Source organism: Streptococcus sp. (assembly GCF_041802885.1).
In the GTDB taxonomy this organism is placed as follows: Bacteria; Bacillota; Bacilli; order Lactobacillales; family Streptococcaceae; genus Streptococcus.
In genome coordinates this window covers 1-13,812 of record NZ_JBHCHN010000071.1, presented here as the reverse complement: position 1 = coordinate 13,812, position 13,812 = coordinate 1, and the positions used below count along the sequence as shown (strand labels likewise).

Here is a 13,812-nt window from a genome sequence, read left to right as displayed (position 1 = left end):
TCAATTTTCTCTTTGTGAAAGCGCTTTTTTGTTTTATAATAAGGCTATTACAAGAATGGGAAAGGAATCGTCTATGGTTACACGTCGGAAATTTCATCAAGATGAGATTGGTCGCCAATCTCCTTATTTCTCCAGTTTGAAAACAACCATTGAAACAGCCTTTTATGCCAACCATGTTGTGGCCATAAAGGGGATGGATGAGGCTTATCAGCTGGCGGCTTCAGATCCTGGCAGTATTGTTTTGGACATGCCCGTCATCCATACGGCCGAATTGGGCCTGCCTTCCTATGCCAGGGTCTTGTTGTCCAATTCTGGGGCAATAGTGGGTCGAACAGCTAAGGCCAGACGGATATTTGGTCAGGATTCTGTGGAGGATAAGGAGCTCTTGCCCATCATTCGGTCAGCCATCTTTCAATCCCAACACCAAGCCTTTTATAAAGCAGACGCCATTGTTGGCCTGGATGAAGATTTTATGGTTTGTGCCCATCTGATGGCTCCTGCCTCAGAAGCGGCCAATCTCTATTCATGGCTCTTGAATTTCCAAATCATCAACGAAGAATACAAGGATCGGCTCAAAGAGTCCAAGGCTTATGATGAAAATGATATCTATATTTTTTTCAATCCCAACTGGAGTCATCCCGATTATCCAGATGGTCTAGCTTATTTTGACACGGTGCATAATTGTGTTGTTATTTTGGGTCTCAATTATTTTGGGGAATTAAAAAAGGCGACTTTGACCCTGGCTTGGGGAATTGCGGCCCGCAATGGCTATGTTTCCTGTCATGGAGGGCTGAAGATTTTTAAGAAAAGGGAAGGTCAAGATTATGTAGCCTCCTTCTTTGGTCTGTCAGGTTCAGGCAAGTCCACCTTGACCCATGCCAAGCACTGGGGCAAATATGATATTAAGGTTCTGCATGATGATGCCTTTATCATTTCGGAAAGGGATGGCTCCTCCATCGCCCTAGAACCTTCCTATTTTGATAAAACCAATGATTATCCAGCTGGCCATCCAGAGCAGGATTATTTTGTCACCGTGCAAAATTGCGGGGTTACCTTGGACGAAAACGGCCGTAAAAAACTGGTGACAGAAGATATCCGCAATGGCAATGGAAGAACGGTCAAGTCCCGCTTTTCAACCCCCAATCGTGTCGATAAGATTGCTGAGCCCATTCAGGCCATTTACTGGATCATGAAGGATGATTCCTTGCCGCCTCTGGTTAAGGTTGAAGATCCTGTCCTTGCTGCAACCATGGGCTGCACCCTGATGACCAAGCGATCAGCTGCTGAAAATACCAAGGAAAATTACCAGACCCTGGTCATCGAGCCCTATGCCAATCCATTTCGGGTCTATCCTTTGGTGGAGGATTACCAAAAATTCCAATCCTTGTTTGAGTCGGGCGTGGATTGCTATATCCTCAATACAGGATTTTACATGGGGAAAAGCATTCCCAAGGAAGTGACCTTGAAAATTATCGAGCAGGTGGTGGACGGTACTGCAAACTTTCAGCCCTTTGGTGATGCTGCCTATCTTTCTTACCTGGAATTAGCAGATTACCCCTTGGCAGATTTTGACGAAGGATACAAGCAGCTCCTGCGCGAGAGGATGCAGCTGCGGCTCAATTTCCTCTTATCCTTTAATCAGAACAATCTGGCCACTCCCCTGCCAGTAGAATCCATTTCCAGGATGGAAGATCTCATCATCAGTTTAAAGAAAAAAAGGTAGAAATGTCATCTTGCGATGACTTTTTCTATGGTCTCACAACTCAGCGGTCTCTTTTTGTCACAAAAACTGTGACAAGGTTTGAGTGTTCTTGTCAATGGTGCCGTAGTAAAATAGACTTATCAAAAAAGAAGGAGAAGAAGAAATGGATACACAATCTTCTTTTAAAGTTCGGGTTCAGAAACTCGGAACTTCATTATCAAATATGGTTATGCCCAATATCGGGGCATTCATTGCATGGGGTGTTTTGACCTCCCTCTTTATTCCAACCGGCTGGTTGCCAAATGAAAATCTGGCGACAATCGTTGGACCTGCTATCACCTACCTCTTGCCACTCTTGATTGGCTACACTGGTGGGTATATGGTTCACGGTCAACGCGGTGCTGTGGTGGGTGCCATTGCCACATTTGGAGCCATTGCTGGTGCAGAAGTACCAATGTTTATTGGTGCCATGATTATGGGGCCTCTTGGGGGCTGGTGTATCAAGAAATTTGATAAATCTTTCCAAGAAAAAATCCGTCCTGGATTTGAGATGTTGGTCAATAACTTCTCAGCAGGTTTGATTGGATTTGCCCTTGTCATTTTTGCCTACTTGGCAGTTGGTCCAATCGTTTCAACCTTGACAGATGCAATCGGTAACGGGGTTCAAGCCATCGTTGATGCCAATCTTTTGCCACTGGCAAATATCCTGGTTGAACCAGCCAAGATTCTCTTCTTGAACAACGCTATTAACCATGGTATCTTCACCCCGCTTGGTGCAGAACAAGTAGCGGAGACTGGTAAATCTATCCTCTTCTTGATTGAAGCAAACCCTGGCCCAGGTCTCGGTATCTTGGTTGCCTACATGGTCTTTGGTAAAGGCTCTGCTAAATCTTCTGCTTGGGGAGCATCCATTATCCACTTCCTTGGTGGTATCCATGAAATCTACTTCCCATATGTCATGATGAAACCTTTGCTTTTCCTTGCGGTTATTGCAGGTGGTGTAACGGGTACATTTGTCAACCAATTACTTGGTTCTGGTTTGACTGGTGCAGCATCGCCAGGTTCAATCATTGCCATCCTTGGTATGGCAGCGAAGGGTTCTCACCTTTCAGTTATTCTCGGTGTCTTGGCAGGAGCAGTGGTTTCCTTCCTCGTAGCTTCTGTTATCTTGAAGGCAGACAAGTCTGAAGGAGAATCTTTGGAAGAAGCTCAAGTAGCTACCCAGGCTGCAAAAGCACAAGCTAAAGGTCAAGCAGCCCCAGTTTCAGCGGAAATCAATACGGACAATATCAAACAAATCATCTTTGCCTGTGATGCGGGTATGGGTAGCTCTGCTATGGGTGCTTCTCTCTTGCGTGACAAGGTCAAGAAGGCTGGTCTGACAATTCCAGTTACTAACAAAGCTATTTCAAACTTGACAGATGAGCCAAACACCTTGATTGTGACTCAGGAAGAATTGGCAGCTCGGGCTGCTCAGCGCACACCACGTGCCGTCCATGTTTCAGTGGATAATTTCCTGACCTCTCCAAAATATGACGAGATTGTTGCACAATTGGCAGGTGATGCTTCCCCAAAGCCTGAAACAACTTCAGTGCAAGCAGATGCTGAAGTTGATCTCAACTATATTGACGAAGTGGTCTTTGCCTACGGTAAAGAACAAGGTTCTGCCACCATGGGACAAGAAACTCTGCGGGCCATCTTTAGAAACAAGGGGATTGCAACCCCGGTCGCAACAGTGCCTTATGCTCAATTGCAGGAGCACAATGCCAAGAATATCTTGATCGTGACCACCATCGGACACCAGTCTGAGGTGCAGGCCGCAGCACCAAACGCTCAGCTCCTAGTCGTAGATAGCTTGGTCACAACTCCAGAATACGACAAGATGGTCGCTCGCATGCACAAATAAAGATAAAGTAGTATAATGTGAATATATGCTATTAACAAAACGTGAAGAACAATTAGTGAAAGCTTTCCTCCAGGTAGGAAAGCTTTCGTTGAAAGAGATGGCCGATATATTACAGGTTTCCTCGCGAACAGTCTATCGGACCTTGTCAGATTTGATGCTGACCTTGGAAACCTATGATATCGAGCTGATTAAGGACGGTAAGAAATATTACCTGTCAGGAGACCTAACTGTCTTGGAGGAGAGTCAGGCCAGCCGAGAAGTAACAGCCAGCCAACGCTTGGAATTGACCGCCTATCATCTCTTGACTAGTCCAGACCCTATTATCAATGAGGAACTTCAGGAGCTTTTCTGGGTTTCCAATGTGACGGTTATCCAAGATGTGGCTGAAATAGAGAAGCGACTCCAGGAGTTTGATCTCAGCATCCAGAGAAAAAAGGGTTATCAAGTCCTGGGAAGACCAGCTCAGAAGAGGCGCTTTCTAGCCATTCTGCTTAGCAATGCCATTTCCATTCAAGATTTTTGGCAGGACAATTATGCTGAATTTCCCATTCTGGTCAAAGAAAGGATTCAGCTTGCCCGTCAGATTTTTGAAGAAAACCAGCAGCTTTTGGGAGAAGTGGATTCAAAACTGAGAGAGTTTTTGATTATTCTCCTCTCCTTGGCTGATAATCAAGAGGAACTGGTGGCGGCTGTCAATGTTTCCAAGGAAGCTCTGGACTTCTCCAAGCGGATTTTCACGGATTTGGCCAAGCGGCAGAAGCAATTTTACAATCTGCAGGAGATTGTTTATTTTGCCAATATTTTGGACGAAGTCATCATCAAGCGGCAGGAAATCCCCCTCTTTCGGGAGAAGTTTGATAGCGAGTTTTATTACAGCATCTCGCAGATGGTGGATGCGGTCTCTCGCTTTACCAAGATTGATTTTTTCAAGGACAAGCTGCTCTTTAAACTGCTCTTTAACCATATGCGGCTGAGTTTGGCAGTGCCCATCCTCTTTCCAGAGCGGGCAACGACCAATGTAGCTTACTTGGCAGCCCAGAAAAATCAGTTTCTGCACAGTATCGTCAGCCTGGTCATGCGGGATATTTTCCCGACCTTTATTCAAAATGAATATGAGTACGAGCTGGTCACCCTGCATTTCGCTTCCAGTCTGAGACGAAGTCCAGATATTTACCCCATTCGCCTGCTCTTGGTAACGGATGAACGGCCTCTGACCACCAGTGTCTTGGTCTCCAAAATCAAGAATATTGCTCCTTTTGTGGAGTGGATTGATATCAAAAGTACGACCAGTCTGCCTCTGGTGGACATGAGCCAGTACGATTATTGGCTGACAACCAGGCCCATCCCCAATCGGGACATCGACCTGATTTCGACCTTTCCCAATACCCAGGAAATTTTGGATTTGCAGGACAAGCTCCAGCTGATCCAGGAAAATCGGACGGTGGCGGACCGCAAGGAATTGATTCGTCAGAAGAGCTACGATTTACAGAAATATTTACAGGCCAGCAGCCAGATATTGCGGAATTTTAAGCTCATTCGTCTGGAAAATCCTCAGTCCTTTGAGGCATCCGTTGCCCAAATCGTGTCAGGTCTGGACTTTGTTTCTGATGCGGAATATTTGGTCAAGAAGCTCCTGTCTCGCTTTGAACTCAGTCCCTTGGCCATTCCCAATACCAATCTGGCCCTCCTCCATACCCAGTCTCATACGGTGACGGAAAGCCATTTTTTGGTGGCGGAGCTGAGCCAGCCTGTCGCAGCCCTTTCGATGAATCATCAATATGAGGAAGTGCATCGGGTCTTGATCATGTTGACCAAGGTCAATGAACAAGAAGAAATCCGTGACATGATGACAGCCATCAGCCAGTCCCTCATTGAAAATAATCTCTATACTGAAATTTACCGAACAGGAAATCAAGAAATTATCTACCAACTACTCAATACCATATTTACTGAAAAAATTAAGAAATTGGAGAATTAAGATGGAATTTCAAAAAGAACTCATTAAACTCAACCAGTCTTTTGCCAACAAAGAAGATGCCATTCGATACTGTGGTCGTCAGCTCTTTGAAGCGGGCCATGTCAACGAGGCCTACATCGAAGCCATGATTCAGCGCAATGAAGAGCTGTCTGTTTACATGGGCAACTTCATCGCCATTCCGCACGGTACAGATGCAGCCAAAAAGGAAGTCCTTTCATCAGCCATCACCATTGTGCAGGTGCCAGCTGGTGTCAACTTCGGGACTGAGGAAGATCCAAAAGTGGCCACTGTCCTCTTTGGTATCGCTGGCCTTGGCGACGATCACCTGGAAATCATCCAAAAAATCTCCATCTTCTGTGCAGACGTGGACAATGTGGTGAAACTGGCAGATGCCCAGTCTGAAGATGAAGTGGTTGCACTCTTGAACGGTGTAGAATAAGTTTTGCAAGAAAAGAGGTAGGAAAATGAAGAAAGCAGTTCACTTTGGTGCTGGAAATATCGGCCGTGGTTTTATTGGGGAAATCCTCTTTGAAAATGGTTTTGAGATTGCCTTTGTCGATGTCAATGAAGCCATCATCAACGCCTTGAATGAACGAGGCAGTTATGAAATCGAAATCGCCGAAGAAGGTCAGCGCCATATCGCGGTTTCAGGTGTTCGTGGTATCAACAACCGTCTTCATCCAGAAGCAGTTGTGGAAGCCATTGCGGAAGCTGATTTGGTCACAACAGCTATTGGGCCAAACATTCTGCCCTTTATCGCCAGCCTAGTGGCCCAGGGAATTGAAGCCCGTCAAGCGGCTGGCAATCTGGCACCTCTGGATGTTTTGGCCTGTGAAAACATGATTGGCGGCTCTGAGTTTCTCTTTGAGGAAGTCAAAAAACACTTGTCAGAAGCGGGCCTGACCTTTGCCCAAGAGCATATCGGATTTCCGAATGCAGCAGTGGATCGGATTGTTCCAGCCCAAAGTCATGAAGACCCACTCTTTGTGGTGGTAGAACCCTTCAATGAATGGGTGGTGGAAACCCGTGGCATGAAAAATCCTGACCTCATTCTCGATAAGGTCCACTATGAAGCCGAACTCGAACCCTTCATCGAGCGCAAGCTCTTCTCGGTCAACTCTGGCCATGCCACCTCTGCCTACACTGGAGCTTACTATGGAGCTCAAACCATCCTAGAAGCCCTACAAAATGTCACAGTTAAGAATAATGTGGAAGCAGTCCTAGCTGAAATTCGCAGCCTCCTGATAGCAAAATGGGGCTTTGATGAAGCGGCCTTAGTAGATTATCACAAGGTCATCATCAGCCGCTTTGAAAATCCATTTATCGTGGATGATGTAGCCCGAGTGGCCCGCACCCCAATTCGGAAACTGGGCTATGATGAGCGCTTTATTCGTCCGATTCGGGAATTGAAGGAACGTGGACTGTCCTACCAATACCTGCTTCAAACAGTAGCCTATGTCTTCTCTTATCAGGATGAAACAGATGAGCAGTCCGTCCAATTACAGGCTCTCCTGGCGGAAAAATCCTTAGAAGAAGTGGTGAAAGAAGTAACAGGCTTGAGCGATCAAGTTTTGATTGATGAAATTGTATCCGCTATCGAAGCCAATTAAGAAACAAAAAAATCCGTTATTTGGAAACGGATTTTTTTGTAATCTGATGAAAGACGACCTGCCAGGTTTCATGGCGGCGCCAGAGGGAGCTGTGGATGCAGTTGTCCATTTCAAAGGTGACCAACTTGGACTTCTGACTGATGGAAATCATCTGATAGTTTTTCAGATAACTCCCCCCTTCTTGATGGATAGCCAACATTTGATCCTTGTTCAGATGGTTGCCATCGGCATCAATCAAGAGATACTTGTCTTCTAACAAGTCCTCAAAGCCGACATCCTTGGACTGGATATGAGCTTCGTAGCGGTAGAGTTTATCATAGACATGCTCGTAGATTTCATCGTGGGGAATTTCAGAAGGTTCCACGTGGATATCGACATCGAAAACCCCATGTTTGAGTTTAAGGAGATTTTCCACCTGTTCGGTGATTTCATGGCTTTCATAGACAGACAAGTCAGGGTTCATTTCAAGGACAAGGTCCAGATAAATATTGGAACCATAAGTCCGTCCTCTCTGGGATTTGACGGAAACAATCTTGGGAAGTTTGAGGATATCTTTCTCGTAGAGGTGAAGCAGTTCTTCATCGAAGCCATCTGACAGGGTGAAAAAGCTCTCTGTAAAGATGTCATAGGCTGTTTTGAGGATGAGAAAGGTGATGATGATGGCCGCAATCTTATCGATAATTGGAAACTTGAAGGCTGCTGCGAAAATAGCCACAGAAGTTCCGACGGAGGTCAGGGCATCGGATAGGTTATCCTTGGCCGCTGCATCCAGGGCCTTTGATTGGACCTTTCTAGCCAGGACCCGATTGTACTGGTAGACGGCCAGCATAATGACTGCTGAAATCAGACCCACAATGGCACCAGTCATATCGACTTCAACCACTTCGTTGGACATGAGTTTCTGAATGGTGGAGTTGAGGACCTGGAGACCAACGACAAACATGATGAAGGAAGTGATGAGGCTGGCCAAGTCTTCAAATTTCCAGTGACCAAATTTGTGGTCCGTATCTGCTGGTTTTTGGGCCAAACGTAAGCCAATCAGCACAGTCACATTACCTACAATATCAGAGAGGTTGTTGAAGGCATCAGCGATGAGGGCATCCGAGTGGAAGAGGTTCCCAGCCGCCAGCTTGAAGCCTGATAACAAAATATAGGCTGAGATGGAGAGGATGGCTCCCCGCTCGGCCATTTTTAAATTCTGAATCTGTCTATCCATATCCAAGAATCTCCTTTGTAATGCCTACCATTGTAGCAAATTTCCTTATGAAATACAAATGAAGCAAAAATGATGAAGTTTGCCCTTATCCATGACAGCGTTTCCGATGCGAAGAAATTGTGGTATAATGAAAGGAACTGAGGAGGTTTGAAATGGGGGAGATTTTGATTCGGGCGCTGGGGTTTATTTCCATTATTGCGCTGGGATATTTTTTGAAATTAAAAGGGGTAGTTCGACGCGAGGATGCCAAGGTTTTATCGACCATTGTCATGAATATCACCCTGCCTGCGGCCCTCTTGACATCCGCATCGGCCCTGACGCTGGATTCGGGGATTCTGATTCCCTTGCTTTTGGGCTTTGTGATGAACCTTATCATGGACTGGGTTGGCTATTGGGAGGCACGTGATCGGGATTTGGTGGCAAAAAGTGCAGGGATGGTCCAGATTTCGGGCTACAATATCGGAACCTTTACCCTGCCCTTCGTTCAGGCCTTTTTCCCCGCAGCCTATCTATCTGGTGCCCGTCATCCTCTTTGATACCAGCAATGCTCTCATGGTCCTGGGTGGAAATTTTACCCTTGCAGCCAATCTTAACCGCAAGCAGGAGGCCATGAGTCTGGGCGATATCCTTCGCAACCTCTTTGGTTCCATCCCTTTTGCGGTCTACTTAGTAACCTTCCTCTTAGCAGCTCTTGGACTCCAGATTCCCCAGCCAGTCCTGTCCATCACCAATATCGCTGCCAATGCCAATCCCTTTTTGGCCATGCTCATGCTGGGCATCATGATTGACCTGAGATTGCAGAAGCAGGAAATTCAAGATTTATTTCGCCTACTAGGTCTCAGACTTTTGGTTAGTTTTTTAGCGGCCCTGGCCTTTTATTACCTCTTGCCAATACCTCTGGTCGTGCGGCAGATGCTCATCATCTGTGTCTTTTCTCCCATCTCAGTGGTGGCACCTGTCTACGCCATGAGATTGGGCAGCACCAGTTCGCAAGCGGCTAATCTGAATTCCCTTTGTATCTTGTCGAACCTTTTGATTATGACCTTTTTAGTCCTTCTGTTTGCAGCTTGATGATCTATAGGAGATATTTATGAAAGTAAAAAAATACTTGGTTTTAGTGGCCCTATCAACACTTTTGCTGGCTGAATTAAGTGGTTCAACCCTTGCTTTTGCGGAAAACCTCCCTGATCAGCAAGTGATTACTGCAGAAAATCATCAGGAAATTTCTGGTCGTTATACAGTAAATTTTGAAAATGATGAGTTAGTGGTGACTTTTGCACCTGATTCTCAACTTTTTGTCAATGAAGCTGTGCAAGGATTAAATCTGCAAGTGGGTCAGGGCAGTGAAAAAGATAGCTTTCCATTTTCTCAAGTGCAAGCTGGCTTATATGAAGTACGGGTTTCTAAAAACGTCCTACAAGCAAAACCTAAACTAGCTATTCAGTTGCAAACAATCAGTCAGAAGGAGTATATTTTCGAGAATTTGGCCTACCAACTACCAAAGGAAGAAGTGACAAACACTGACCTTCTTACTACAACCTCTATGATGACTACTAGCCAAACGCAAGAAACGACTTCGTCAACAACGGTTACAACTTCAACCGAAACGGTAACGACAACCAGTATAAGCGAGACATCGACTCAAGCAATACCAGAGCCGGGTCAATATAAAGAGGCCAGCACCTCTGCTGGTCAGCATGTGGCCCTGAAGGCCCAAGAGGGTAATGGCAAATTTGATGTTTATCTGACCAATGTTAATCGTCCTTCGGAGGTTTCCAGTATTCAAGTGGCGGTTTGGTCAGAAAAAAATGGCCAAGATGATTTAAAATGGTACCCAATGGCCTTGTCTCAAACTTCTGGAAAGCTGACGGTGGACATCAAACAACATAGCAATCAATCTGACAACTATATTGTCCATGTCTATGTTTACTACAAATCTTTACCAGCAGTTGGTATTGATGCGGGTAAGATTGCTATTGCAAAACCAGCTGCTAAAAACCAATTAAATGCAACATTCACGAATCAAGGACTGCAAGTAACTCTGGCTTCCAACCAAGTTTCAGACTATAAAAAAGTGAGATTTGCTATCTGGGGAGAAAAAAATGGTCAGGATGACCTGAAATGGCATGCTGCATCATCCAATGGTTCCTTGGTCGTACCATACAAGAACCTTGCAGGTTTTGACAAATACCAAGTTCATGCCTACTTAGAAGAGAATGGCCAGTTGATTGGAATAACAACAACAAGTGTAAACATGGAAATGCCATCTGTGACATCCAATGTGACAAAACTTGCTGGCGCGACATACAAAATTGAAATTAAGAACGTTCCTGACTATGTCACCTCACTCCAAGTTCCAGTCTGGTCAGATAAAAATGGTCAGGATGACCTGAGGTGGTATTCTGCAACGAAAAAAGCAGCTGGTACTTATGAAGTAATGGTTCAACTCAGCAATCATAACTTTGATACTGGTCAATATAACGCGCATATCTATGCTAATACCTCTTTCAATAAACAAATCCTTGGACTGGCTGTAGTTAATCATTTCCAAGTGGGCCCACTCGGACCGCCATCGGCTACTATTCAGATTGCAAATATCAATACTCAAACACTTCGTTTTGATGTTATTGTGTCCAATGTGGTGGCCCCCAGTGGTCTCAAGTTCGTCCAAGTTCCAGTTTGGTCAGAAAGCAATGGCCAGGATGATATTCAATGGTATAAAGCTACCAAACAAGAAGATGGAAGTTTTAAGGTGACTGTCTCCATTGCCAACCACAAATATAGCTTTGGTCGTTATCATGCCCATGCTTATCTCGTTCAGGGAAACAACCAGATGGTTGGTGTTGGAACAACCAGTGTTTACATCAACCAGCCTGCTAATATTACTAAAATTCAAGCTGCATATCAGGGAATGGGCAATTATCAATTGACTATGGCCCCTGTATTGACCAGTGGTCGTGTCAAGTTTGCTGTTTGGTCGGAAGTAGGTGGTCAGGATGACTTGAGATGGTATGATGGCTACCGTCAGCAAAGTGTAGTTTTTGGGGGTGGTTTCAACGCCCAATACCATTCTGGAACAGGACTTTACCATATACATGCCTATGAAGATGTGAATGGTCAGATGAGAGGGTTGGGGACGACAACCATCCATGTCGCCAGATCGCACTATCAGGCACCATATTATTCTCAGTTGGATCCTAGATGGAGTGGTATCCGCTACGGTGCTTGGACATTTGGTCCATCCGGCTGTGTTCCAACCTCTATGGCTATGATTATTTCGGCTATCACTAATCAAACGGTATCACCAGTTCAGGTTGCCAATTACCTGTACTACAACACCTTGGAATACAACCGTTCCTTCTTTGGAACAAGCTCTCGCGGTGTTGTGATGTCGGCAAGAAATTGGGGCCTTAAGGCATCTGCCCTTAATTCGTACAATGCCTTGGAAACGGCACTGAAGCAAGGTTACTATGTCGCAGCTGGTGTCGGCCCAAGTAAGTATGTAGTCTTTGGCGGGCATGAAATTGTCCTGAAAGGCTACCAAAATGGGATGACCTACGTTTTAGACCCCTATAACCCCGGCAATAACGGTTGGACCAGTTTAGCCTACATTTGGAGCATACCAAGTCGAGACCCGATTGACCGTACAGAAGGTATGCCTTATATTCGCATTTCGGAATAAACCAAAAACCTCGCTTCAGTTGAAACGAGGTTTTCATCTTTATTTAGCACCTACAATACCAAGAATGACATCGACGGCTTTTTCCATGGTTTGGAGGCTGACAAATTCAAAGCGGCCGTGCATGTTTTCACCACCTGCAAAGAGGTTGGGTGTCGGGATGCCCATGAAGGAAATTTTAGAACCATCAGTCCCACCGCGGATCGGCTCGATAATGGGCTGGATATCCAAATCTTCCATGACTTTTTTGGCGATGTTGATAGGTGTCATGTCCTTTTCGATGACCTTTTTCATATTGTAGTATTGATCGTGGAGGTGAACGATGACACGAGGGCTGTCAAAGGCAGCGTTCATTTTCTCAGCGACATCCAGCATAAGCTGCTTGCGAGCCTGGAAGTCTTCTTCTTCAAAATCACGGATAATGTAGCTGGCCTGGGCCTGATCCACACTGCCTGAGAGATTCATGAGGTGGAAGAAGCCCTGATAACCATCTGTTTTTTCAGGCCGGTCAGCCTCTGGCAGAGTATTGTGAAAATCAATAGCCAGCTGGAAAGCGTTAATCATCTGGTCCTTGGCAGAACCTGGATGGACATTGCGCCCCAGAAAATCAATTTTTGCCCCAGCCGCGCTGAAGGTTTCATACTGGAGTTCCCCAAGTGGGCCGCCGTCCACAGTATAGGCAAAGTCTACATCAAAATCTTCCACATCAAACTTATCCGCACCGACCCCGATTTCCTCATCAGGGCCAAAGCCAACCCGAATCTCACAGTGCTTGATGTCTGGATGCTGGACCAAGTACTCGATGGCGGTCATGATTTCAGCGATACCGGATTTGTCATCTGCGCCTAGGAGTGTAGTTCCATCCGTCGTAATAAGGGTCTGACCATGGTAGTTGTCAAGCTGAGGGAAATCCTTAGGATCTAGGCTAAAGCCCGAGGTTCCCAGCGGAATAGGGTGGCCATCATAATTTTCAATGATTTGTGGACTGACTCCTTCAGCATTGAAATCGGCCGTATCCATGTGAGAAATAAAGCCAATCTTTCGCGTCAAAGTCGGGTCATTAGCAGGCAAGGTTCCGATGGCAAAACCATTTGGCAGATAATGAACATCCTGCAAGCCAATCCGCTTCATTTCTGGAAGCAAAATATTTTGGGCAAATTCGACCTGATTTTGCGTGCTGGGTGTCGTAGTGGATGTCTCATCCGAACGGGTATTTTCTTTGACATAGACCAAAAAACGGTCCAAGAGTGTAGGGTATTTCATGCTTTCTCCTTATTTTTGTAAAATCCATTTGTAGATGGCCGCAGCGACGCCATCTTCATTGTTGCTGCTGGTGACATGGTTGGCCAGGGCCTTGATTGGGGCTGAGGCATTGTCCATAGCGATAGCAAGTCCTGCAAATTCTAACATCTCGCGGTCGTTATTTGCATCACCGATAGCCATGATTTCAGAGGGCAAAAGGCCAAGTCTTTCAGCCAAGGATTGGAGGCCTGTCGCCTTGCTGACGCCCTGGGGCAGGGTTTCATAGATGCTGGGCTGGGAAAGGACGGTATTGAAGTGCTGGCTAAGCTTTGCATCTTCCTCGTTTAAAAAGTCTTCCACCAAACTTGGCTCCCCCACAAATTTTGCCAGAAAGAAAGGCTGATGGTGGTTCCTTGTCTTCTCCAAGGCAATAGTTTTGGGGGTCAGGAAGATATTTTGCGTGTCTTCGATGATGTGGG

The 13,812-nt window shown here is 45.7% G+C and carries 11 protein-coding genes; 8 read left to right on the top strand and 3 right to left on the bottom strand.

Going from position 1 to position 13,812, the window contains the following annotated elements; all coding sequences use genetic code 11:
- Positions 1-73 precede the first annotated feature (73 nt).
- The 5 genes from ACEYCN_RS09445 (at position 74) to ACEYCN_RS09425 (ending at position 7,196) form a co-directional block, all read left to right on the top strand.
- The gene (locus ACEYCN_RS09445) at positions 74-1,723 is read left to right on the top strand and encodes a phosphoenolpyruvate carboxykinase (ATP) (RefSeq protein ID WP_373714027.1); all 1,650 of its coding nucleotides are present in this window, start codon (positions 74-76) and stop codon (positions 1,721-1,723) included.
- 142 nt (positions 1,724-1,865) lie between these two features.
- The gene (locus ACEYCN_RS09440) at positions 1,866-3,608 is read left to right on the top strand and encodes a PTS mannitol transporter subunit IICB (protein ID WP_373714026.1); all 1,743 of its coding nucleotides are present in this window, start codon (positions 1,866-1,868) and stop codon (positions 3,606-3,608) included.
- Between the two features lie 25 nt (positions 3,609-3,633).
- Positions 3,634-5,586 (top strand): BglG family transcription antiterminator, encoded by a 1,953-nt coding sequence (locus tag ACEYCN_RS09435; protein WP_373714025.1) that lies wholly within the window; start codon positions 3,634-3,636, stop codon positions 5,584-5,586.
- A gap of 1 nt (position 5,587) precedes the next feature.
- Positions 5,588-6,025, top strand: coding sequence for a PTS sugar transporter subunit IIA (locus ACEYCN_RS09430; protein ID WP_373714024.1), 438 nt, complete (start codon positions 5,588-5,590; stop codon positions 6,023-6,025).
- A 25-nt stretch (positions 6,026-6,050) separates the two neighbouring features.
- Positions 6,051-7,196 carry a mannitol-1-phosphate 5-dehydrogenase gene (locus tag ACEYCN_RS09425; RefSeq protein ID WP_373714023.1) on the top strand — a complete coding sequence of 382 codons (1,146 nt, stop codon included), beginning with the start codon at positions 6,051-6,053 and terminating at the stop codon, positions 7,194-7,196.
- Positions 7,197-7,212: 16 nt separating this feature from the next.
- Here the strand turns inward: ACEYCN_RS09425 and ACEYCN_RS09420 are convergent, their stop codons facing one another.
- The gene (locus ACEYCN_RS09420; RefSeq protein ID WP_373714022.1) at positions 7,213-8,412 is read right to left on the bottom strand and encodes a cation diffusion facilitator family transporter; all 1,200 of its coding nucleotides are present in this window, start codon (positions 8,410-8,412) and stop codon (positions 7,213-7,215) included.
- Between the two features lie 152 nt (positions 8,413-8,564).
- Here ACEYCN_RS09420 and ACEYCN_RS09415 point away from each other — a divergent pair, with 152 nt between their 5' ends.
- From ACEYCN_RS09415 to ACEYCN_RS09405, 3 genes are read left to right on the top strand one after another with little or no spacing between them, the layout of a single operon-like run.
- On the top strand, positions 8,565-8,948 hold the full coding sequence (locus ACEYCN_RS09415; RefSeq protein ID WP_373714021.1) for an AEC family transporter: 384 nt from the start codon (positions 8,565-8,567) through the stop codon (positions 8,946-8,948).
- Entirely contained in the window at positions 8,929-9,483 is a 555-nt protein-coding gene (locus ACEYCN_RS09410) for a hypothetical protein (protein WP_373714020.1), read from the top strand. Before ACEYCN_RS09415 ends, ACEYCN_RS09410 begins: the two co-directional genes overlap by 20 nt.
- A gap of 19 nt (positions 9,484-9,502) precedes the next feature.
- Entirely contained in the window at positions 9,503-12,094 is a 2,592-nt protein-coding gene (locus tag ACEYCN_RS09405; RefSeq protein WP_373714019.1) for a GBS Bsp-like repeat-containing protein, read from the top strand.
- 39 nt (positions 12,095-12,133) lie between these two features.
- Here ACEYCN_RS09405 and pepT read toward each other — a convergent pair whose 3' ends face one another.
- Together pepT and ACEYCN_RS09395 are read right to left on the bottom strand one after the other, a co-directional pair.
- Positions 12,134-13,354, bottom strand: a complete 1,221-nt coding sequence (pepT, locus tag ACEYCN_RS09400) for a peptidase T (RefSeq protein WP_373714018.1) — start codon at positions 13,352-13,354, stop codon at positions 12,134-12,136.
- A gap of 9 nt (positions 13,355-13,363) precedes the next feature.
- On the bottom strand, positions 13,364-13,812 hold a 449-nt coding region (locus tag ACEYCN_RS09395), incomplete at its 5' end, for an HAD-IIB family hydrolase (RefSeq protein ID WP_373714017.1).